This window comes from Streptomyces buecherae, assembly GCF_014295035.1.
In the GTDB taxonomy this organism is placed as follows: Bacteria; Actinomycetota; Actinomycetes; order Streptomycetales; family Streptomycetaceae; genus Streptomyces; species Streptomyces youssoufiensis.
Genome location: NZ_CP060404.1, coordinates 5,418,936 through 5,439,698 on the forward strand (window position 1 = coordinate 5,418,936; position 20,763 = coordinate 5,439,698).

At 62.1% G+C, this 20,763-nt stretch carries 30 protein-coding genes and 1 pseudogene; 15 read left to right on the forward strand and 16 right to left on the reverse strand.

Annotated features, from left to right (window positions below):
* Positions 1-5: 5 nt before the first annotated feature.
* The 15 genes from H7H31_RS34200 to H7H31_RS34635 form a co-directional block, all read right to left on the reverse strand.
* Positions 6-404, reverse strand: a complete 399-nt coding sequence (locus H7H31_RS34200) for a hypothetical protein (RefSeq protein ID WP_232110001.1) — start codon at positions 402-404, stop codon at positions 6-8.
* A gap of 17 nt (positions 405-421) precedes the next feature.
* Positions 422-730 carry a hypothetical protein gene (locus H7H31_RS21330; protein WP_187118026.1) on the reverse strand — a complete coding sequence of 103 codons (309 nt, stop codon included), beginning with the start codon at positions 728-730 and terminating at the stop codon, positions 422-424.
* Between the two features lie 28 nt (positions 731-758).
* Entirely contained in the window at positions 759-1,394 is a 636-nt protein-coding gene (locus H7H31_RS21335; protein ID WP_187118027.1) for a phage tail tube protein, read from the reverse strand.
* Between the two features lie 131 nt (positions 1,395-1,525).
* Entirely contained in the window at positions 1,526-1,891 is a 366-nt protein-coding gene (locus tag H7H31_RS21340) for a hypothetical protein (RefSeq protein WP_187118028.1), read from the reverse strand.
* Between the two features lie 20 nt (positions 1,892-1,911).
* Entirely contained in the window at positions 1,912-2,076 is a 165-nt protein-coding gene (locus H7H31_RS21345) for a hypothetical protein (protein ID WP_187118029.1), read from the reverse strand.
* Positions 2,077-2,767: 691 nt separating this feature from the next.
* A complete protein-coding gene (locus H7H31_RS21350; protein ID WP_232110002.1) occupies positions 2,768-3,259 on the reverse strand; it encodes a phage gp6-like head-tail connector protein in 492 nt (163 codons plus the stop codon).
* Positions 3,260-3,332: 73 nt separating this feature from the next.
* A complete protein-coding gene (locus H7H31_RS21355) occupies positions 3,333-4,457 on the reverse strand; it encodes a hypothetical protein (protein WP_187118030.1) in 1,125 nt (374 codons plus the stop codon).
* Between the two features lie 29 nt (positions 4,458-4,486).
* Positions 4,487-4,999, reverse strand: a complete 513-nt coding sequence (locus H7H31_RS21360; protein ID WP_187118031.1) for a hypothetical protein — start codon at positions 4,997-4,999, stop codon at positions 4,487-4,489.
* 8 nt (positions 5,000-5,007) lie between these two features.
* Positions 5,008-6,435, reverse strand: coding sequence for a phage portal protein (locus H7H31_RS21365; protein ID WP_187118032.1), 1,428 nt, complete (start codon positions 6,433-6,435; stop codon positions 5,008-5,010).
* A 42-nt stretch (positions 6,436-6,477) separates the two neighbouring features.
* A complete protein-coding gene (locus H7H31_RS21370; protein ID WP_232110003.1) occupies positions 6,478-7,503 on the reverse strand; it encodes a hypothetical protein in 1,026 nt (341 codons plus the stop codon).
* A 38-nt stretch (positions 7,504-7,541) separates the two neighbouring features.
* Positions 7,542-7,865, reverse strand: a complete 324-nt coding sequence (locus H7H31_RS34205; protein WP_232110004.1) for a hypothetical protein — start codon at positions 7,863-7,865, stop codon at positions 7,542-7,544.
* 253 nt (positions 7,866-8,118) lie between these two features.
* Positions 8,119-8,589 (reverse strand): XF1762 family protein, encoded by a 471-nt coding sequence (locus tag H7H31_RS35045; RefSeq protein ID WP_372455942.1) that lies wholly within the window; start codon positions 8,587-8,589, stop codon positions 8,119-8,121.
* Positions 8,546-9,019, reverse strand: a complete 474-nt coding sequence (locus H7H31_RS35170; protein WP_187118033.1) for a phage terminase small subunit — start codon at positions 9,017-9,019, stop codon at positions 8,546-8,548. The genes H7H31_RS35045 and H7H31_RS35170 overlap by 44 nt, the downstream gene beginning before the upstream one ends.
* Positions 9,016-9,168 (reverse strand): hypothetical protein, encoded by a 153-nt coding sequence (locus H7H31_RS21385; protein WP_187118034.1) that lies wholly within the window; start codon positions 9,166-9,168, stop codon positions 9,016-9,018. The genes H7H31_RS35170 and H7H31_RS21385 overlap by 4 nt, the downstream gene beginning before the upstream one ends.
* A 70-nt stretch (positions 9,169-9,238) precedes the next feature.
* On the reverse strand, positions 9,239-9,580 hold the full coding sequence (locus tag H7H31_RS34635; RefSeq protein ID WP_269475458.1) for an HNH endonuclease: 342 nt from the start codon (positions 9,578-9,580) through the stop codon (positions 9,239-9,241).
* Positions 9,581-9,949: 369 nt separating this feature from the next.
* On the opposite strand from H7H31_RS34635, the gene H7H31_RS21395 reads away from it, so the two are divergent.
* The gene (locus tag H7H31_RS21395) at positions 9,950-10,411 is read left to right on the forward strand and encodes a hypothetical protein (RefSeq protein ID WP_187118035.1); all 462 of its coding nucleotides are present in this window, start codon (positions 9,950-9,952) and stop codon (positions 10,409-10,411) included.
* A gap of 50 nt (positions 10,412-10,461) precedes the next feature.
* Here the strand turns inward: H7H31_RS21395 and H7H31_RS21400 are convergent, their stop codons facing one another.
* Positions 10,462-10,980 (reverse strand): LuxR C-terminal-related transcriptional regulator, encoded by a 519-nt coding sequence (locus tag H7H31_RS21400; protein ID WP_187118036.1) that lies wholly within the window; start codon positions 10,978-10,980, stop codon positions 10,462-10,464.
* A 749-nt stretch (positions 10,981-11,729) separates the two neighbouring features.
* On the opposite strand from H7H31_RS21400, the gene H7H31_RS34640 reads away from it, so the two are divergent.
* The 14 genes and pseudogenes from H7H31_RS34640 (at position 11,730) to H7H31_RS21460 (ending at position 20,754) form a co-directional block, all read left to right on the forward strand.
* A complete protein-coding gene (locus H7H31_RS34640) occupies positions 11,730-11,852 on the forward strand; it encodes a hypothetical protein (RefSeq protein ID WP_269475459.1) in 123 nt (40 codons plus the stop codon).
* A gap of 446 nt (positions 11,853-12,298) precedes the next feature.
* Entirely contained in the window at positions 12,299-13,066 is a 768-nt protein-coding gene (locus H7H31_RS21405; RefSeq protein WP_187118275.1) for a RecB family exonuclease, read from the forward strand.
* A gap of 25 nt (positions 13,067-13,091) precedes the next feature.
* Positions 13,092-13,928, forward strand: a complete 837-nt coding sequence (locus tag H7H31_RS21410) for an AAA family ATPase (protein WP_187118037.1) — start codon at positions 13,092-13,094, stop codon at positions 13,926-13,928.
* A gap of 22 nt (positions 13,929-13,950) precedes the next feature.
* Positions 13,951-14,292 (forward strand): hypothetical protein, encoded by a 342-nt coding sequence (locus H7H31_RS21415; RefSeq protein ID WP_187118038.1) that lies wholly within the window; start codon positions 13,951-13,953, stop codon positions 14,290-14,292.
* Positions 14,292-14,717 (forward strand): endonuclease VII domain-containing protein, encoded by a 426-nt coding sequence (locus H7H31_RS21420; protein ID WP_187118039.1) that lies wholly within the window; start codon positions 14,292-14,294, stop codon positions 14,715-14,717. The genes H7H31_RS21415 and H7H31_RS21420 overlap by 1 nt, the downstream gene beginning before the upstream one ends.
* Positions 14,714-14,899: pseudogene (locus H7H31_RS35050) on the forward strand (CHC2 zinc finger domain-containing protein); the annotation flags it as partial. The gene H7H31_RS21420 and the pseudogene H7H31_RS35050, both read left to right, overlap by 4 nt.
* A gap of 64 nt (positions 14,900-14,963) precedes the next feature.
* The gene (locus tag H7H31_RS21430) at positions 14,964-15,626 is read left to right on the forward strand and encodes a toprim domain-containing protein (RefSeq protein WP_232110006.1); all 663 of its coding nucleotides are present in this window, start codon (positions 14,964-14,966) and stop codon (positions 15,624-15,626) included.
* 86 nt (positions 15,627-15,712) lie between these two features.
* Positions 15,713-16,054: a DUF3310 domain-containing protein gene (locus H7H31_RS21435; protein WP_197995966.1), complete on the forward strand. Its 342-nt coding sequence runs from the start codon at positions 15,713-15,715 to the stop codon at positions 16,052-16,054.
* 359 nt (positions 16,055-16,413) lie between these two features.
* Entirely contained in the window at positions 16,414-17,226 is an 813-nt protein-coding gene (locus H7H31_RS21440) for a metallophosphoesterase (RefSeq protein WP_232110007.1), read from the forward strand.
* The gene (locus H7H31_RS21445; protein WP_187118043.1) at positions 17,223-17,780 is read left to right on the forward strand and encodes a hypothetical protein; all 558 of its coding nucleotides are present in this window, start codon (positions 17,223-17,225) and stop codon (positions 17,778-17,780) included. The genes H7H31_RS21440 and H7H31_RS21445 overlap by 4 nt, the downstream gene beginning before the upstream one ends.
* 9 nt (positions 17,781-17,789) lie before the next feature.
* Positions 17,790-18,341, forward strand: a complete 552-nt coding sequence (locus tag H7H31_RS35175; protein ID WP_443728872.1) for a hypothetical protein — start codon at positions 17,790-17,792, stop codon at positions 18,339-18,341.
* A 91-nt stretch (positions 18,342-18,432) separates the two neighbouring features.
* A complete protein-coding gene (locus H7H31_RS21450; protein WP_232110008.1) occupies positions 18,433-20,220 on the forward strand; it encodes a DNA polymerase in 1,788 nt (595 codons plus the stop codon).
* 8 nt (positions 20,221-20,228) lie between these two features.
* Entirely contained in the window at positions 20,229-20,480 is a 252-nt protein-coding gene (locus H7H31_RS21455) for a hypothetical protein (RefSeq protein WP_187118045.1), read from the forward strand.
* Positions 20,473-20,754 carry a hypothetical protein gene (locus H7H31_RS21460; protein ID WP_187118046.1) on the forward strand — a complete coding sequence of 94 codons (282 nt, stop codon included), beginning with the start codon at positions 20,473-20,475 and terminating at the stop codon, positions 20,752-20,754. Before H7H31_RS21455 ends, H7H31_RS21460 begins: the two co-directional genes overlap by 8 nt.
* The last annotated feature ends 9 nt before the right edge of the window (positions 20,755-20,763 follow it).

The window sequence follows — 20,763 nt, forward strand, 5'->3', positions numbered from 1 at the left end:
CCCCCTTAAAGGTTGTTCATCTGTCCAAAGAAGCTGATGATCTCCTGTGGTGACGACATTTCCTGGCCAGACTTCTCGGCCGGCCCCTCGTCTTCCGTTTCTCCCGGCCGCGGAAGCGGCTCAGGGAAAGGTATATCCTTCGTGTCCTCCGCGTTCACCTTGATGGCGATGTAATTGGAGAGCTCTAGAGCATCGGACGCACGAGCGAGTATGTAATCGGAGTCAGACCACCGGGCCCGCTCGTCCATTGCTTGGAGCAACGACGAGCGGCCCGGCTTCTTCATCAAGGACTTAATCAGCACACCGACTCGGCGGATAGATAGCCGTCCACGCCAGAGGTCGAGCAGGTCCACGCCGAAGAATTCGAGTAGGTCCGCTTCGAGCTCATCAGGGTATTCCTGCACTAGGCGGACGGCATCAATCAGTTTCCCGATTGGATGGCCATCCCCTGAGCCTCAGTGACTGCGGTCAGGAGATCCGTCCAATCACCGAAAGACGCTCTCTCTTCGAACGAGTTCTTCCATGCCTTCCACTGCTTCTCACCCAAAATGAGCTTCGTGGCCTCAATCTCGTCATCGGTCTCGAAAACATCGATTGGCAGCGCCTTGCCCACGGGAATGGTGAAAACGATGCCGCGATGCTCGAAAGTAGTGGTCTTCTTCTCTGCGGCCTCGATCTGCTGGCCGGCGCTCTTGGGCGCGGTGGCGCTCTTCGGCTTCTTGGCGGTCATTCAGGCAGCTCCTAGGGGTAAGTGGAATTCAGGCAGAGGCGGACTTAGACAGCGTGCCGGGGGAAGTGGCCGGCGGCATGATGGACGGGTCATTCGTCAGCACGTAGCCAAGGCCACCCGCAAAGTCCAGGCCCTCTAGAGTCAATTCGTATTTGTGCGGTTCCTTGCGAGTGAGCTGAATGGCTCCGCGGTCAGAGACCATGGCGCGACTGATAACCACGCGCCACAGATAGCCCTTCTGCTGCCAGTCCACTACCAGGCTCACATCGGAGAATTCGGGAGTGGACGACAGATTCAATCGATAGACACCTGTCCCCGTCTCGCCGGTCTTGATCTCCGTCCACGGGGCGCCAAAAAAGTGCTCGGTGGTCACAGAATTGGTCTCGATAAAGGTGGACTTCACGGAGAAAGCGGCGCCGGTCACGATGTAAAGCACCGGCACGGCGCTTTGCCAGGCCGCGACCGGACTCGTCTCCACGCTGGGGGTAAGAGTGACCCCGCTTTCGTCCACGTAGCCGAAATCGCGGTAGCCGGGCGGCGCGGTCTTCCCGTCGCCGAGCTCGGTTGGTGGCTTAGTTCCCCCGGTCGCCCCATCCACGGGCGCCGGAGCAATGTACAGCGCACCATTAGGCGCGAAGCGGATCTTCTGAGCATTGTTAGCCATGGTCCTCCTGCGGGCATGAAAAAAAGCGCCCTGCTGTGAGGGCGCTTCATTGGTCGGTGGGCTGGCAGCGCCTCTATCGGCGCCGCCGGGTTATGTATCGCAGCATCAGGGCCCTGAGGGCGCCGGAGATGCTAGGGATAAGGAGTGTAGAAAACACTCACCTCACCTCCGTACACGTGCTCTCGCGAGGTCACATCCGGGATGTAGACCGGAGCTGAGATTTCCCCTATGTCCAGCACCTCAGCCCCACCCAGAATCATTCCGGGTAGATTCTCTAGCAATTCTTCACGAACGAGCAGAGCCAGATCAATGCAGCGCTTTCGATCGAGCGCATACACCTCGTACTCAATGTCAGCTCGATCCATGGCTTCGCGGACGACGCGATAGCCGCCCGAGTGCTCCAGATAGACAGTCGTGGCACCCGTCGTGTGCTCGGTCATGTCGCCGCGCACCGCATCGCGCGGAATGCTCGGACGAGTGCGGAGGAACTCGATCACGACCTCAACAGCGTCTACTGTCAATCGATCCTCATTTTGTAAAGAGCCTCCTTGAGAAAGCGCCGGCCCGGATGTTCACGACCCGACCGGTCCGTGAATCCGTCCTCCTGGAGCAGCGCATGACGAGCCCGCGGATTCGGCTCCACCGAGACGATCCCGTGCCAACCCTCGGACGTGCGCTGCATGATGGATTTGATATTGCGAGACACGGCGTTCCAAGGGGCCGGGCGACTCCGGCGACGCCTCGGGGCGCGGCGGATGGCCTCGACCTGGAGCTCGTCAACGCGCTGGGCGATCAGATCCCGCACCTGGGGGCCGCGGAAAAAGGGGGTCTCCCAGTTGGGGCGGAGGACCAAGCGCACGCGAGGGCGCCTCATGTGACCGCCCGCCACAGGCTCAGCCGGACGTGACGGCGAGAGGTCTGGGGGCGCCGCTTGATCGCGTCTACCTCGTAGCGGGCGCCGCGCACGAACACGCGGTCCGCGGTGGCCACGTCCACCCCATAAGGGAGGAACACCGCCAGGCGCTCAGCGGCGGGCCGGCGCCCCGGGTCGGGTTCCTCCTCCTGGCCCTCCTCCTCCGGCTGGACGGAGCCCAGTCCAGCCCAGACGCGTACGGCCTGGTCCCAGTCTGGGCGCGTCGTGTACGCGGTCTCTGTCCTGGCGACCGTACGCCAGATCTCTACGGGTTCAGTGAATGAGAGCAGGCGAACTCCCTTCTATGTCATCCTGGTTGCTGGTCCCCGCGTGGGCGGGGATGGCCCAAGCCAAGCAACCGTAGACCCGATACACACTCACTCGTCCCCGCGTGCGGGGTTGGCTCCGTGACGACGTGTGCGAGGTCAGCGAGGCTGGCGTATCCCCGCGTGTGCGGGGCTCACTCCCATACGCGCTTCGCTGCCAGATTGAGCGTCCCTGCGGTCGGTCTTCGGTACGGCCGGAGGGAGGCCCGCGCGGCGCCTGAGAGGGCCTGCGCCGTGCCGGCCCCGGCAAAGGACACCTCAACCTCTCCGACCCGTTCCGACTCCACACCCGGACTCAGCGCTAGCCACCGGATGACCTCGGCACTGGTGATGGCGACCAGGCCGGCCGGCGCCGGCGTGTGGCCCCAGGAGCCAGTCACTGTGACGAGCTGCCCGAGCCAGTGAGCGTCGCGCACCAGCTCGGTGCCGCGGTGCGTGTAGTCCGTGACGACAGCGCCGTCCTGGTGGACGGCGGAGATCGTGAGGCGGGTCCGGTACCGGAGGGGGATCGGGAGGGCCGGCCCGCCCTGCGGGTACAGGGCGAAGGTCGCACCCTCGCGGCGCAGCAGCTCGCGCCCGCAGTAGTCCTCTATCAAGGCGCTCACGTCCTGGAGGAAGGCGCTCACTCGCGGAGCCTCATCGAGGCCGATGGGCCGCCCGAGACGGGCGGCCACATCGTCTACCGTCGCGAATGCCAGATCAGCTATCGCGGCCCCGCTTACTGGCCGCGCTGGCAGTTCCAGCGGCCTTTTCCGTGATATTGATCTTGAGGCCGCGCACGAATTGTTCGCCGATCAAAACCCCCCGCGCCTCGTAATCTGGATCTTCCTTCACAGTCGCCAGGCCGTACATAGTGTCAAGGCCGATGGTGTCCGCCTTCTTGTCGTAGTCATAATCCACCAGCATCCTGGTAGCGATCCCGTTTACGTCCTGGACGGAGCCGGTAACCGCGCCCATCGGAATTGCAGGGCAAGCGGAAGCGAGGAGCATGGCCGACTTGTGGAAGACGTAGCCCTCAAGGCCGAAAGAATTGTGTGACACAACGTCAAACGTGTAGATGTTGCCGACCACTGCGCGCCGCAGGGCGTTCGTGTCGCCGCTGTAAGAAACCGCGACGAATTCGGGGTCCTTGATCAGGATGTTGTGAAATTCCGGACCCACGATGAGGTAGCGCTCAGAAACGGGAACATTCGCAATATCCATGTGCATCCGTGCATCCGCGAGGGCGGTACGGAGAGCCAAGGCCCTGTCAGCAAGATTCTGACGGGTGCCATCCGCAGCGGGAATGGTGACGTTGATGTCCCCGCCTACCGCCGCAATGGCTTCTGCGGAGAGACCTGCCCGAGTAATGTTCCTCTTAATGAAGCCGGCCGTGGTGTCATCGAAATACTCGGCAAAACCCCGAGTCAGCTTGGAGAGCACCTGGGCGCCGAAGCGCTTCAAATCAAAGGCTATCTGCTCCATGCTCAGCGTGGTGCCATTCTGAGCCAGCGTCGTCAGGCGGACCGGGAACCGCGACTCGCGAATGAAGCCGTCCGGCGCCCGACGAGGCGCGGTAGGCAGCGGCCGATCCGAGGCCGCGGCGAATCGATCGCTGTCGCCCTTGATCGGGTTCTCGATCGGCGCGGAGATTCCGGATTCCTGGACCTTGATTCCGCGGCCCTCCCGGTTGACGTTGATCACATCGCCCACGCCGCCAGTAAAATTGAGCTGGCTATAGCGGGCAGGAATCCCGCCCAAGGTGAGCTGTCGATCCAAAAGGCCCAGTGCCGCAATGGTCACCTGAACCGGGTTCAAATTAAATCGATGCGTGGTACGCGCCATGTATAGCCTCTCTGCTAGGGAAAAGGGATTTAGAGGAAGCGACCGTCAGTGATCATGTCGGCGAGCTCGGTCGGGTTCATGCTGGAAATGTCCGATCCCCGAGACGGAAAGGTGCCGGCTCCGTGGAGCTCGGGGAAATCCGGCCGAGCCTTGATCTTTTGCTTTTCGATGTAGTCACCGATGCGCTCGGCGCTGGGCCGGCCATCCTCGCCGGTGAAAGCCGTCAGATTCAGGTACTCCAAGGAGTCGGCCACGTCCACGCCGGCCGAAGCGCCCTGGGCGCGCAGCTCCGCCTTCACCAGCTCCGCGCCGAGCTCGGCCAGGACGCCGCGGCGGGCCTCGGCCTTGGCGTCTTCTAGGGCGCGTTCCTGGTCCGTGAGCTCGGCCTGTCGTGCGGCCTCCAGCTCGGTCCGGAGCCGGGCGGCCTCCTCCTGGGCCTGCGTCAGCGCGGCCTGGAGGGCAGCCGGCGCAGTCTCGGGGTCGGTCTTGCCCTGGCCCTCGTCGGCCGGGGCGCCGGTCTCGGTGCTGTTCTCGTCGCTCAAAGCGCCTCCTAAGAGTCTTCGTTTAGCTTGCGGTTGACGTTGCCTGAGTTGCCTTGCGGCGGTTTAGAAGCCATTTGGCGGGCCGTTTTCGGCTGGGGAGTCGCCCCAAAGCCCCCACCTGTTTCAGGCTTAGGGCCGATATGTTGGAGTTCCGCTGCGGCCCGTGCATCTTCCTTCCGCCACTCGCGGAAAGTAGCGATCTGAGCATCTGAATAGCCGGCGTCTGCCCAAAGTTGAGGCAAGGGCACATCCAATTGATGCAGCTTCAAAAGCGCGTCAATATGCTGCGCCTCAGTTCGATACTCTGGGTCACGCCACACAGTTTCCATGTCGTATGCGTGCTGCCGCTTGTCGTGTTTGATGGCAAAGCACAAACGAATTACCTGTTCCCAGGACTCGCCGAAGCCCCGAAGGCGCTCTTTTACCTTCGCGACTAGGCCGGCTTCGGCCGAGAGAATTGATTCACCCGAAGGGAAAGTGGTCCCGTTGGCTAGGAAGTAGGTGGGCGGAGTTCTGGAAATGCTCGCGAGGTGCTGCACGAGCATGCTGATCAAGGTCACCCAGTTAGCGAGGTCAGCCGCAGCGAATGATCCGAAACGGGCTTGAGGGTCCTCGGCCTGCAAGAGCTTGTCCACGGCCACTTGAAAGGGCTCGACCGGATTCCCGTTCTCGTCCTCTGTGATCTCAAGACCGCTGACGAATTTCTGCGGGAAAGCCGCCGTCTCAGACGCCATCAGCGCGTCAGAGATCACTTTGTTCACTGCATCCTGGATAGGGATCACATCGGACAGCTCTGAGCGGTCAACGCCGCTCAGTCGCAGGCGATTCCGGAATGGGACGATGGGAACGATGTCCAGAGGATTCGGGCCCCGCGTGCCCTCTTCCCAGGACTGCCCTGGCCGGGTCTCGTAGACATATTCCGGAGTCCATAGCGTGGCCCAGTGCCGACCCCAGGAGTCCACATGAAAGTGAGCTGCTGCCTCTATCTCCGTGATAGATCCGCGGCGGTACTCGACCGCCAGATTGCGGGCCTCGATAGGGCTAATCTTCGGCTCGCTGGTCTTCTCGTCAGGCCAGACGAGGACGTACGCGACGCCCTGAACCAGGCTATCGAGGTGTACCGCACCGCTCAGCGCGTCCATGCGATTGCGCTGCCAAATGTGTCGAGCCTGGTCGTCTGTGCCTGGGGACTCCGCCAGGCGAAAAGCTTCGACATGCATTCGCTCCGTGCACGAGTCCACGATGAGGCCGCAGAAATTATCCCGCCACGTTTCGAAGACCTCGCGAAATTCGTGACGGTACCGCATCTGGGCAAAAGCTAGCCGCTGATGCTCGCCATCGTAATACTCGACGTAGCCGTCTAGTTCCGGCCGCTGCTGGGTCAGCTTTCCGTAGAGATACCGGAGCCAGTCAGCGGGGCTTTCGGGCGGGGACATGGCGCTATGGCCACCGGGGGGAACTATCAAATAACCTCCTTCCTAGAATCCGACGACACGGGCACGCCTGATCTTCATGCGCCCGTCCGCGATAGCGTCGGCGCGAGCCTCCAGAGCCAATACGCCACACATGGCGAGGTCTATTTTTCGCTTCGACTTTGGGTTCTCCTTCTGAATGAGAACGCCGGTTGATGAGCCCTGCGGTACCTCGCGTTTCACGGCATTAAGGACGTGCGTCGTCAAACGCTTGTCCCCGTCGTGCTTGAGATCCCGAGAGGTGACCGCGGAGCGGAAGCGCTCAATGGCCTGGACTGTCCGCGTGATCTTATTAGTCCAGAACTCGAAGACGATATCCGTGCCGTGCTTGATGGCCCATCGCCCGATAGCCTCTTGGAAGTACGGAGGATCGCAATAAACCCAGAGCACGCGATAACGGCGGAAAGCTTCATCGATAGCGGCCTCGACCGCGAGTGCGTCAACTTCCCAATCCTCGGGCGCATTCTCCGGTCGCTGCCACACGGCAATCACGAACAGCTTGGCGTCCCGCATTCTGACGCCCACGATCCCGGTCGCGTCATTTCTGACACTGCCGTCGAAACCGATCGCGATCATGTCGCCGTCGCGTATCGGGTCGCCCTCCGACAGGCACGCTTTCCATTCAGCCGCGTTCATCCAACCGTCGGATGACTCGGCGATCTGGTTGAAGTAGAAGCGGCAGTATGTCGAATCCGGTGTCGTGCGGTCGTAGAGAATGGTCCGCATTAGACCGTCGATATCGGCCCACACGGCATCGCCGTACGCCTCTATGAGCGCCCGGCGTACGGCCCGCGCGGTGCGTAGGTCTTCCAGGGCAATAGAGCCCTCTACGCAGTCATAAAGCCAGAAGCCTTGCAAGACCATTTCTGACTCGTGGATGATCTGCGCAACGCTACCTTCGAGCGGGTTGTATGCGTTGGTGGTACAGACCCACCGAGACCCCATCTTGGTTGTCTTTTCGACATTCCTTTTCAGGGTCTGGTAGAAGTCGGGCCCGCCATTCGTGCCCACCCAATGATGGACCTCATCCATGAGAACGAATCACGCATTCACCAGGGCCCCAGCAGGGGTCAGCCCACCGGGGCCCTGGCAAATGTCGGGCGGTTCCCTTCATTGGTTCGGCCCGCAGTCGCCTTGGGCCTGATCGACCCCGGCTTACCAGACTTGAACTGAACGATCGATTTGCCGATCTCAAGCCCGAATTCACGCTCGGCCGGCGACTCCGACAGCATTCCGCGGATAAAATCGATCGTCTGCTCTGTCTGATCGAGCGCCGTCGCGCCAACCTGCACGACAGGCAACGGCACGGCCTTACCGACGGGCAGGCCGAACGCGTCAAAATGACTGAACCGACAGGGCCCTAGGAATTCAACAATGGCCAGGGCCGCCAACAATGGCGTCTTCCCCCAGCCTTTCGCACGGCGCAGAGTCGCAGCGCTGTACGCCCATGTCCCATCGGGATTAATGGCATAGAACCACAAAACAAAGCGGAGCTGTTCCGGCGTGAACTGCCAGCTCTCGCCGGCGCGCTCACCGTCAGGCGTGACGATGTATTTCTGAGCCCAACGAATGATCTGGTAGCCGAGAGTTTCACGGGGGCTCGGGACCCCTATCGGAAGATTCCCTGTCTGCGCGGGTGATCACCTCCTATGGTCGCGGCCAAGGCGGATTGAGCTGTTTCGCCCACCGCTGCTTCGATTCTTCGGGGTGCGCACTCTGCCGGTTCCTTGAAGGCCGATTCCAACTCCCGCCCGCGGACGCGCCATCCCACACCCACCCGGAAGCCATCAGGGATACGCCAGTCTCACGGCAAAGAATGAATGTCTGTATGTATTCAAAGCCCATGGAGTGAGCCGTACGAGCTGCGGCCCCGTAGAGTTTGGAACAGCCGTTGGGTATTCCATCAGTGACAAGGCGGGTCACTTCCGCTACGGAATCTTGCGGGGTGAGTCGGGCGACAGGGCGGCCCACAATCGCGGCGCCATGTGCTTTGCCGTTCGCATCAAAGAGGCCGATGCTGAATCGGTGCCCCTGCACCGGAGAGTGATGCCGATGCCAGCGAGCGACAAGCGAATTAGCCGCTCGCAGAGTCAGCGGACGAACGTGTATGAGCCTCACCTGCTTCGGTATTTAGAAGGCGGTACAGCTCCTCATCCATCGTGAGCGCGGGCGGTTCCTCGGGCGTATCGCCCTCGGGCTCGTCGGTGCCGGGCTCCTTGACGGAGATACGCAATCTGGCGCGATCCTCAACGGTCGCACCCCACTTAGCGACTCTCTGACGGATTTCCGCAGCCACTTTCGTATCGCCCTGAAAGAAGGCGTCCACGAGCTTTGTAGTCACTTCGAGCTCAGCCCAGTCGGTCTCAAGCCAGGTGACTGTCTGTGGGGCGCGTGTCCACGTCTCCCAGAATCTCTTGGCCCCCGCCGTCTTGATTCCGAGAGCTCGGGGGAGCTCCCGGCCCGGCTGGAGCTCAGGTGTGAGCTCCTGGGCGTGGGGGTGCTTGTTCCTGCGTACGGCGTTGGACTTCGGCTTCGGCCCTCGGGTCACGGCAGATGCACCGCCGGGAGGTCGAGGTCGTACAGCTCCGCCAGCTCGTCAAGCTCGATGAGAACGAGCTGCCGCCACTCGTGGCGCTCTGTTGCTCGGGACGGGCGCCGCTCGCGTGGCTCCTGGCGCTCGTCCTCCTCCTGGTCCACGGTCAGGGCCTCCTGGGCATGAGAAAGGCCCCGGGGTTTCCGGGGCCGGAGAGAAGAGAGAGGGACCGCGCTACAGGGCGCGGTCCTCTGCGGTCTTGTCGCGATGGCAGCCAGCGCAGAGCGTCTGCGCGTTGGTCAGGTCCCACGTACCGCCGCGGCTCACAGGCGTGATGTGGTCCACGGTCAGGGCCTCCTGAGACCCACACCAGACACAGGCGTACCCGTCCCGCCGCAGAGCCTGCGGGCGTACCCTCCGCTCCCATACGCGCCGGGCTGCCGCGTGTCGCAGCGAGTTCCGCGCGCTGGTGCGGGACCAGGGCGCCGGGGCATGGTCCCCACACTGGCCGGCGCGGACGACCGTCCGCGTGCAGCCGGCCCGGTAGCAGATCTGTGCAGCTCTAGGCAGAGTCACACCTCTCGGAGTAGGACAAATGAGCCCCGGGCGGCTGCTGATCTGGCGCCCGGGGCTCGACTAATGACCAGGATTGAGCAACAAACAACTACAGACAGATACCTCACAGATACCTCTAAGAGGAATCAGTCATATGGACAGCCTTTGGGGGCTGTCCATATAGTGACCTGTTTAGTTGCTCTCCTGTTTAGTTCTCACTAAGTATGTACGTGTCCTCGGCAGGGCCGTGGGACGGAGGATCGAGAAAGTGTGACGCAGGTCACTGCATCGGTGCCCGTGTGGTGGTCAGCGGGTTGCCTAGGCGCCAGAGCGGCGACTAGGCTCATCTGATTGAGCGCCGGTATGCCCGCCCATTGCTTGGATACTTCGATGCCCTTGCCCAACGATCACATCTTGCTCCAAGAGTTTTACGCCGGGCTAACTCCTGTCGCCTTGGCTGAGAAATATGGGGTCACCCGGCAAGGTGTGCAGTGGCGGTTGAATAAACTGGGAATTTACATACAAGGCGACAACGCCCGCATCAATCAACTGTTGCCCTGGAACCTAAGTGGGCACCCCCGAAAGCGCGCCTATATGCAGCAGCGCAGCTATCGAGGGGCCCGGGCATACATGCAGCGACAGCAAGGCCAGGAACTTTCACAGCGGGCCGTGGATGACCTTGAAGCGTTCGAAAGGCGTCTTTCGGCGGGGCAAATTCTTGCGTTTGACCCGGAGAGCGGATTTTCCTATGTTCAGCGAACTCCGGAAGATGGGAACCTGATTTTTCGCTGGCCTAGTGAGGCACCTCTACCGAAAGGCGCAGAACTGAGGGTCGTTCAATGGAGCACTTAACTGCATACGCGTAGTACCCGCGAACCGCTCAGGGCTCCCGCCCTCCTCTCCTATTGCCCGGCCTCAGATCTGCCGTACCAAGCGCCCAGAGTGAATTGCGAATCGGTGCCAGTCATCTCGTAAAGATCAGACACTTCTTTGCCTACGGTGCGTTCGCTCAAGTCCAGGTGGGCCGCGATTTGCTTGATCGTTTTGCCGCCATCCAAGGCTCTTAGAATCGACCGCGCACGGTCGGACATCTCTGGAGCCTGGCGGCACCTTTCGCCGGCCCAGGGGCGAGCCTGAGCCCATTTCTGCTCGTACTCAGCCGCGATGTACTCCGCGAGGGCAGGGTGGGTCACAACGTACGCGGCTTTACTGTCTGGGTCTGCCAGATGTGTGCCGATGAAAACGATCCGGCGATCCACAATGACCATGCGCTCAAAGGGCGCATCCAGCGTCCGCACTTCCGCGCCGGCCCGGGTCACTGCGGTTGCCCACTCGCGCTCCTCTTGGCGGGCGCGAGCACTACCCGCGTAGAGAGTGCGAAAGCTTAGGCCGCGGTTAATCAGGTGAAGGTCCCGTTCCACCGACCGCCGTAGCATCCCAGTTGGGCGGCTGGTGGGCTGGGCGGTCCACACGCACGTCGCTGCTCCGTCAAGCGCCTGCGCAATCCTTGCGTTCGCCGCATCGGGCGTGGCGAGGAATGCCACGTGCCCTGGCCCCGCGCCCGCGACGCTGGCCCCCACTGCGGCCACGGCATCCGCTATCTGACTCATCTGGTGTAGGTGATGAATGATCGCTGCGCGCTCCGACCGCACTCCGTCTTGGACTGCGTGATGCAGGTCTGCGGCCACGTACCGTCGGGTAGACGGCTCCCGGACTGCTAGGCCCAGTTCGATCAGGTCGCCCAGTCCGGGGGTATCTGCCTCGTGGGCCTCGCCCGCGTGCAGAGCGGTCAGAGCCGCTAGCGCCTCGGAGGAGAGCCCAAGATCGTGCGAGGTGTCGGCATGTCCGATGTGGGCCCCTTTTCCGGGACCACCCTTTTCTTCCACTTTGACCTTCCTCCTTCCGCAGTGCAGATATATGCAGCCATCGTCACTTGATCTCACCCTGCCGGCTAGGCAGAGTACAGGGAGTCACCAGCGGGGCAGGTTGTCCCAGAGTTGCACGGACGCCGCAGGTCAGGGCGCCAGGCGCGCGAAGCGGGGCAGGTGCCTCCTACGCGGCGTGACATTCGGAGCAGTCGAGAGGGCGGGGACTAAGCATGCGGCATATGCGTCGTGTCCGGAAGTGGGTATCTAGCGTCGCGCTGATTGCGGCGATAGCAGTGGGTGGGGTGGCCCTGTCCGCCTCCGCCGTGGAGCGGGCCGCAGGAGACCCGAACTGGTCCAGTCAGGCCGATGAGGGCGCGGTCCAGCCCGCGCCCGAGACCGAGTTGCAAGACCCCAACTGGGGCTAGCAGGACAGCAGCAGCACACAGGAGCCAGGCGGGGGCCCTCTGCCTGGCTCCGATCGTTTGGGGGTGGGATTTTATGGCTAGACAGCTCGTGCGACCCGTTCTCTTGGGAGTCCAGGCGGTAATGAGTACGGCCCGCGTAGCTTCGGTTCGCGTGGCGTATGCCTCTGACTGTGTGCTGATTCACGAAATCACAACGCAGGTAAATGGCGTCTATTTCTTCGTGGTAGAAAGCGATGTCGGCGTAGATCGTGGGGCCGCAGAACTGCTTGACGCGGCCCTCGTCGCCCCGTGGCGAGAGTGCGTTGTTTCGACAGAAAGACACGCGCGCCCACACCCGGACCTGCTATGGTCCGCCGCGTTCGCGATTCACGCCGTTGCATCTTCCGCACTATTCCATGTGTCAAGTCAGGAGTTGGATGTCAGAGCAGCTAGCTAAGGTCGCCCGTATGACCCGCTCAGTCAGTCAGCTAGAGCAGTATGAGCAGTGCGGGCACCAGTATTACTTGCGCCGCGTGCAGCGAGTGACGCCGCGGCCGGCAGCCTGGTCCCACCAGGGCACGGCCTTTCACTCCGCGATCGAGGCGTACGAGCGGAGTGGCCGGCAGTTGGCAGTCGGCGTGGTCACAGAGATGTTCAGCGATGAATACACGTCTCTGACTACTCGCGCGATGCGCGAGGAGCCGCGCCTAGACCGGTGGATGACCGCTGGCCGAAAGGCTCCTGTAGCTGATATAGAGGACCGCCACACGCTGGGGCGGGAGCAAGCTGCGGCCTATGTGGCGTGGGCCCAGGACAAGGGTCCGAGCATTTGGAAAGCACCCGACGGTAAGTTGGGCATCGAATTGCACTTGACAGTCGAGATCGGAGGCGTCACTGTCCAGGGCTATGTAGACCAGCTCCCCGTAGAGCCGACTGGATCAGTGCGAGTGCGTGACCTCAAAACAGGCTCCATGAAGTCGAAATTCCAGCTCCAGACATACGGGGTCCTTGTGCGTAAAGCTCTCGGCCTGGAGGTCGAGCGGGGCGATTGGTACATGGCCAAGAAGGGAAGCCTGTCCCGACCGGTAGACCTGGCACAAGTGCCCGAGGAGGAGATAGGTCGGCGCTTTGCGGACATGGACCAGGGTGTCAAGGCTGGCCGCTTCCCAGCGTCCCCCGGGTTCCACTGTCGGTTTTGCGATGTCTCACATTCGTGCTCTTTTTTTTCGTCTTAGACTTGCTTTGTGGTGGGGGCATCGTATGTATTCACTTACTCAGTCGGCGGGTCTGCGGGGGGAAGAGGGTGAGCCCCTGCCGCAACCGTGGACGGGGCTCGATCGGCTCGAAGTCCAGTTCAGACGGGGAGAGTTCTCCCTCGTGGTGGCGGGCCCGGGTACCGGCAAGAGTCTTTTCGCGCTGAACCTCGCTATCCGCAGCAACGTCCCGTGCCTGTATTTCAGTGCCGATTCCACGTCTACAACGCAGACGGTTCGAGCTACGGCCATGATCACAGGAGGGGACGCGAAGCGGATCAAGAAAGCTCTGCTTGACGATGCCTTTGAGCAGTATCAGGGCGCGCTTAGTGAGCGTTGGTGGATTCGTTTCGACTTCTCGGCTCGACCCACACTGGCCGCTATGGAAACGCTTCTTCTGTGCTATCTGGAGGTCTTCGGGGTCTCGCCGCACTTGATAGTGGTGGACAACGTGACCAACGTGGACGCCGGACGGTCGGCGAATTCAGACAGTTTCGCGTTCGCCCTTGAAGACCTATTCGAATACCTTTCTGAAATGGCTCGTGAAACCAGCGCGCATGTGCTAGGGCTTCACCATACAACCGGAGAGTACAGCGACGGATTGCTTCCGACTCCGCTCTCTGGCGTAAAAGGCAAAGTGGGCCGAGTTCCGGCGCTTGTGATCACCATCCACAAGGGGGATGGCGGCGACGGAGTGCGCATCCTGAATGCGAGTCCAGTCAAGAACCGCGAGGGCTTCGAAGACTCGTCAGGCGGCACCTTTGCCAGCCTGACCCTCGATCGCTCAACTCTCCTGCTGGAGGACGTTGAGACCGAACTACCCGCAACTTTCGCTACCCAGTAAATTGCGTTGAGGAGACGGATCAATGAGCGTAATGGAGCAGGCTTTTAAGGGTGGTTTCGTGGCCGAGAAGGAGTTCGGCTTCATGCTGCCGACGCGCTTCCCGGACCTGGATCTGACTGGAGTGGACACGTCCGGTGTCGCCCTGGTGGTGCGAATCGCCGACGCGAGACACTTGAACGTGCGCTACCTCGCTAAGGTTCTGATCGGTGCGGCGAGTGGCGGCGTGAAGACCGCCGTAGTCTGCCGCCGCGACGGGGGGTCGGCTCGGGCTTTCCCTCTCGGTAATTTCTGGCTCATGGTGGCCGAGACCGACGAGCTGAAAAGGCAGCTTATAGCCGAGCGTCGTATACGCGCGGCGGGCTGATGGCGGAGCCTCGCAAGGGGTATCGCCCCTGTGCCAAGTGCGAGCGGAGTCGAGCAGAGCGCTTCTACAGCGGGCCTCGGGGCCGCGTGTGCCAGAGCTGCCGGAAGGCCACGCGGCGCCGGTCGTCCCGAGACGCACGGATCAGGGCCACGTACGGCCTGACGGCGGAGGAGTACGCCCGCCTCCTGGAGCACCAGGGCGGCCGGTGCGCCATCTGCCTGGAGACCCGCCGCGGGCACCTGGCGGTGGATCACTCGCACCAGTCAGGCGCGATCCGCGGACTCCTCTGCGGCCGGTGTAATGGCACGCTCCTCGCCAGGGGAGCGAGGGACCGGCCCGAGGTACTGCGCCGAGCTGCTGAGTACCTGGAGAGCTACCCGTGTGACGCGGTGCTGGGGCGCCGCTACGTCCCCCCTGCCGCATGAGCCGGCCCTCTATCGGCGCTGTGCTCCAGCACTACTACGGCATCTCCGTCCGCCAGGACCACACCGGCTATCAGCGCATCAGATGCCCGCTGCACGCGGACTCGTCGCCTAGCGCCTCCGTCAACGTCACGGCGGGCAGATGGGCCTGTTTCGTCTGCCGCCTATCAGAGGACGCGTATGCGGTAATTCAGAGAGAAAGAGGGTGCTCATTCGCTGAGGCCAAAGAATTCGCACATTCCGCATTCGGTGGAAGCAGCCAAGACCTACCACCATCACTACCCGGGGAGTCCAGCGGAAGCCTACGTAAAGGCACGCGGACTCGACAGCCGGGCCGTAGCATTCGGCCTCGGATACGTAGCCGATTCGGCAATACCTGGTCATGAGCAATACCGGGGATACCTGGCGATCCCTTATCTGCGCCCCGCCGGGGGCGCCCACGGGGTGGCGACCATCCGTTTCCGCTGTATCGCGGATAAGTGCGTCAAAGATGCGCAGGGGCGATATCTGGTAGCGCAGGGACTCAAAGAGACCCACACTGGTCATGGCAAATACTTGAGCCAGTCAGGCGATCCGCCCCGCATTTTTAACTCGGCTGCCCTCGTTCAAGCGAGCCCTTACCTAGCCCTGCCAGAGGGCGAGCTCGATGTAATGGCATGGGCCGTGGCCGGCGTACCGGCCGCAGGAATCCCGGGCACAGGCTCTTGGCGGGACTACTGGGCTCCCGCTTTCCGCGGCTATCGCACGGTCTATCTCATTGCCGAGGGCGACGAGGCCGGACGCAATCTCATGAATGATCTGGGCGCCAAGTTGCCCAATAAGCAGATCGTGAGACTCCCTGATGGTCAGGATTCCAATTCACTGCTCCTCGCGGAGGGGCCCGCACGGCTGAGAGAGAGGCTAGGTATTTGAAATATCGAGTTGGACAAGAGGTGCGGCTATCCACCACCTACGGGCGATGGGTCATGTACCCGCCGCGTATTCGTAAGGGGCGCATCGTGAGCGTCACCGAAGAGGCCGGGGCCTGGTATCCGTACGGGGTGCAATTTGAGGGCCGCAAAGGCGGCCTCATTTACGTCTCTGAGCATGAGATAGAGGAAGTTCCGGTGGCAGTGGATAGCGTCGAGGCCCCTCCCCACTACCAGCTAGGCGATGGGCGGCAGGCGATCGACATCGCGGAACTGCTGACTTTCAATCGCGGTAATGCCGTCAAGTACCTCGTCCGCGCCGGCCGCAAGGGCGGCGCATCGGAGCTCGAAGACCTGCGTGCGGCGGCGTGGTATGTCGCTCGGGAAATCGACCGCATTTCAGGAGGGCAGAGCAGTGACCATCACGGATGACACGCTGATGAAGACGCTACGCCAAGTCGTGGCGGAGAAGCCGACTCATGTCTACGAGGGCCCGGAGTACTCGGAACGTGCCGATGACTGTCTCTACGTGCATCGCGACGAGACCGGCGCCATTGAGGGCCCCGGGTGCGTGATGGGGCATGCGCTCCACCGGCTAGGCGTACCCCTGGAGGAGCTAGCCCTATACGAGGGCCTGGCCATTGCATGCGTGGTCGGCCACCTGACTTCTGGGATATCGCAAGGCACGGAAGAGATCCTACGGCGGGTGCAGACTCTCCAAGATGAAGGCTCGCCGTGGTCTGAGGCGTACGAGCTCGCCACCGGGCACAGCGCCATTTCGGAGCCGCCTAGTGGCGACTAAGCGAATCGTCGTCATCTCCGACACTCAGATCCCGTATCACTCGCCGCGGCATCTCAAGGCGCTCGTTCGATTCATTGGCGAGTACCAGCCTGACGAGCTGTACCAGATCGGGGACCTAAATGATTACCCCACGCCGTCCCGGTGGAGCCAGGGCACCCGCACCGAGTACGAACAGCGTGTGCGGCGGGACTCCGAGACGACTAAGCGGGTTTTCCTCAGCCCCATCCGGCGAGTGTACGAGGGCCCTTTCGGTATTCTGGAAGGGAATCACGATCTGCGACCGCGGACGTATCTGAGCGCTCAGGCGCCAGCCTTGGCGGAGTACGGGCCCGATTTCCACTTCTCCAAGCTCCTGGATTTCGACGGTTTCGGGGTCGATCTCATCGAGCCTTTCCACGAGGTGGGCCCGGATACCGTGCTCATGCACGGTCACGAGATCAAGGGGCTATCACAGGAGTCGGGTAAGACCGCTCTTCGTCACGCCCTCAAGGCCGGCACGAATGTCGTCATGGGGCACACTCACCGACTCGGCGTGATGCGTACCGGAATTGGCTACGGTGGCCGACGCGTAGTGCGGTGGGGTTTCGAAGTCGGGCACCTCATGGACCCGACTCACGCTACGTACCTGGGGCCGGGTGGCGTTGCGAATTGGGGCGCGGGTTTCGGGATTCTTTATGTGAGTAGCCGGCATGTGGCGCCGTGTGCTGTGGACATCGCGCCGAATGGTGAGTTTATTGTCGAAGGCCGCGTTTATGGCGGCGTCCGAAGGGGCGCGGGCGGAAGGTTCGTGAAGGCGGCATGAGCAGTGAAGTTGACTGGGGCTACATGGCCAACCTTGCGGATCGGGTCGCGCGTTCCATAGCCCGAGGGTGGGCGGTCGTGGAAAAGGATGACGTAAAGCAGGAGATTTTGACTCATGCTTACGCTAAGCGGCCCATCATCGAGGAACACCAGGACAGTGAGCCGTTCCTGTGGGATTTCTTCAAGCGGGCTGGGATCAAGTACGCGAGCAGAGAGAGGGATGCCCGTGACCTAGAAGACGGACAGTATTCCTACACGCCACGCGAAGCGCGCATTGCGCTGGCGAGTTTCCTCTACACCGACGAGGAGTTGAGCGAAAGGCTCGGGCGCCAGGATGACGTGTTGCAGTGCAGGGTGACGGACAACATCATGAGCGCCCGCATGGACGCCTCACTGGCCCTGAACCGCCTCCCACGCGCGTCACGTGAACTCCTCACGCGTCGTTATGTGCAGGGCTTGCCCCTGTCCAACGACACCGAGCGGAAGGCCGCTAACCGGGCCGTGGACGCCTTGGCGCGGCAAATGAATCGTGAGATACGCAGAGCTAAGACATAGGAGTAGCCTTTGAATTTCCCGAATCCCTTTGATGGCCCGAGCCCGTGGGGTGAAACCGACAAGCCTAAGACTGCTGATGAGGAAGTTCCGGATGCTTTCCGGCCCTACAAGATTGGCATGACGCTTAAGAGTGGCCCGGGGTATGAAGCCGAGTGGATCACCCCGGCTGTGTATGGCCGCACTGCCGCAGAGGCGGCCCAGGCTGCCGTAGACCTGCTGACTGCTTTGGCGGCGAAGGGTGTCATTCCCACCACCTCCGCGGCGTCCGTCGCCGTCCGCCAGGCGCACCAGCCGGCCAAGCCGGGCGCTGCGGCTGGTCCTGGTCCTGGTCCTGGTCCTGGCGCTCAGGCGCCCGCCCCGGCCGCTGCGGCGCCGACCTTTCAGGCCGGCCGCGTTGTCCTCCCTGACCAGCCAGCGGATGCCTGCCCGCATGGCCGCACGTTCCGGGAGGGTACCGGCAAGGCCGGCCCGTGGGCGGCCCAGTTCTGCGCCGGACCGCAGGGGGCCCAGTGCCCCCCGCTCTGGCGTCAGAAGGACGGTACTTTCAAGGCCAATGGCTGAGCTGAGTTAGCCACGGGGGCCGGGCGAAAACCCGGCCCCCTCCTTGGAGGCGCCTTTGAGACACCTGTCTTACCGCCTCAAAGGGCAGGCGGTGAATATCAATGTGGTCGAGTCCGCGGAAGACTTGATTGCCTTTCGGCGCTTCGTAGAGACACACGGGGAATTCCTCGGGTTCGACACAGAGACCACGGGCCTTGACTGGTGGGCTGAGGATTTCTCCGTACGGCTCGTGCAGTTCGGCCACGCGACTGAGACGTACGTTCTCCCTGTCGAGGCCGACCCCGAGTTCGGGCGTGCGGTTGTCTGGGCGCTGGAGTACGCCCGATTCCTCATCGCCCATAATGGGAAATTCGATCTTCATGTGATCGAGCGGTGTTACGGCGTTCCAATGGAGCGCCTAGCGCCGAAGCTGTGGGACACACAGCTACTCGCCCACCTCGTTGATCCGAGGGCGGTCAAGGAAGGCGGCCCCGGGCTCAAGCTGGAAGAGCTCGTCAAGCACTACATAGACGCTACCGCAGCCGAAGAAGTCAAAGGTTCCATGCGGGAGCTGGCTAAGAAGTACAAGACCACGAAGGATAAGATATGGCGTCTGGTTGATCTCTGGGATGAGGATTATCAGCGGTACGCAGGTATGGACCCGGCTTGGGCCTACCGCCTATTCGGGATTCTGTATCCGCTCGTGCCGGCGCGCTCACGCGCCCGAGGACTCATCGGCTGGGAACACCGCCTAGCCCATGTCATGGGCCTGGTGGAGCGCACGGGTTATCTGGTAGATGGCGACTACGCGCAAGCGCAGTCAGACAAGCTCGCTGCCGATAAAGCGCACTGGGAAGAAGTCGCCCGGTCGTACGGCGTTGAGAACCCAAATAGCAATGCCCAGCTTGCCGAAGCCTTGAAAGGTTTTGGGTTCGAGCTGACCAAGCGCACTCCCAAAGGTCAGCTTGCGGTAGACGATAGCGTTCTCAACTCGATCGACCATCCGCTAGCTAAAGCAGTTCTTAGCGCTAAGAAGGCGGGTAAATGGAAGGTGACTTGGTTTGATCGAGCTCTAGCGGGCCGTGACGCTCAAGGGCGAGTGCATCCCAGCATAAATTCGCTGTACGCGCGCTCGGCTCGGATGAGCATTACGGGCAGCATCCCGGCGCAGACATTCCCCGCAGGGGACGGCTATGTGCGGCACAGCTTTTTGGCGGAGGAGGATCATGTCACGGTAACGATTGATTTCGGGAATATGGAGCTCCGCGTGATGGCCGCGGCGTCCGGTGATCCGGTCATGCTGGATGCGTTCAGGAATAATGCAGATTTGCATAATCTGACTGCCATCGCAGCATTCGGTCCTATGCCAGAGGGTGCGACCAAGCACCCGAAACGCAAGGCCGGCAAGGGCACCAATTTTACCGTTGGGTTTGGTGGCGGGTGGCGGGCTGTCTCCTCCCAGTGGGGCATCCCCGAGGAGGACGCCAAGGCCGCTGTAAAAGCTTTCTGGGACACCTACAAGGGTGTCAAGGCGTTCGCTGATCGCCTCTCGGCTGAGGCGCGCAAGACGGGTTACATCTACACGGCCACAGGGCGAAAGCTTCCCGTGGACAAGGGGCGCCCGTACGCGGCCCTTAATTACTATATCCAAAGCAGCGCGAGAGACATCACCGCTCGGGCCATCCTGGAGCTACACAAAGCCGGATACACGCCCTGGATTCGGCTCCCCGTGCATGATGAGCTCGTATTCTCGTTCCCTCGTGAGCGAGCCGCAGAGCTCGCCGAAAAAGCAGCCCGGATCATGGAGTTCGTATTTCAGGGCCTGCTCATCCCCGCGGAAGCCGAGATCGGCGAGCGGAGCTGGGGAAGCGTTCTAGACCTCGAAACAAGCAAGCACTAAGGAGACACATGGACGACAACGCGTTTGATGAATTGGTTGAGGGCATCGCGAGCGAGCTGAACGTAAAGCTGGTTGCCGAACTCGGCTCTAAGGCCGTGCATGCCGTGCGAGTAGCGGGTTATCTCTATCTCGAAGCCGTGGCATCCTCTGTGCCGGCTGAGCTCGCTAAGGAAATGGCTGCTGATTTCTGGGCGAAGAGCATGGGAATCCCTTTTGCCACGGGCGTCGTTCAGCAGCCCGCCGGGGGCGATGATGACTGAGATGGAGGACCGGTGCGCGCCGTACCTGCCCGACCTGGGCGAGACTCCGTACGCGACCATCATCCCCGAGCGCACGCCCGTCGTGAGGGTCCACACCTCGCTCAGGCTGGCGCGGCTCGCCCTCGGCTGGGAGGTGCCGCCCCGGCACGGCCGTTACCGCGGCCTACGCGGCGGAGAGCTGTACGAGCACTGTGGCGGAGGCTGGGAGCTCGTTCACCGGGTTGAGCGTGGGGCAATGCCCGACGACCTGCCTTGGAGGGCAGTGGATGACTGAGCGTCAGTC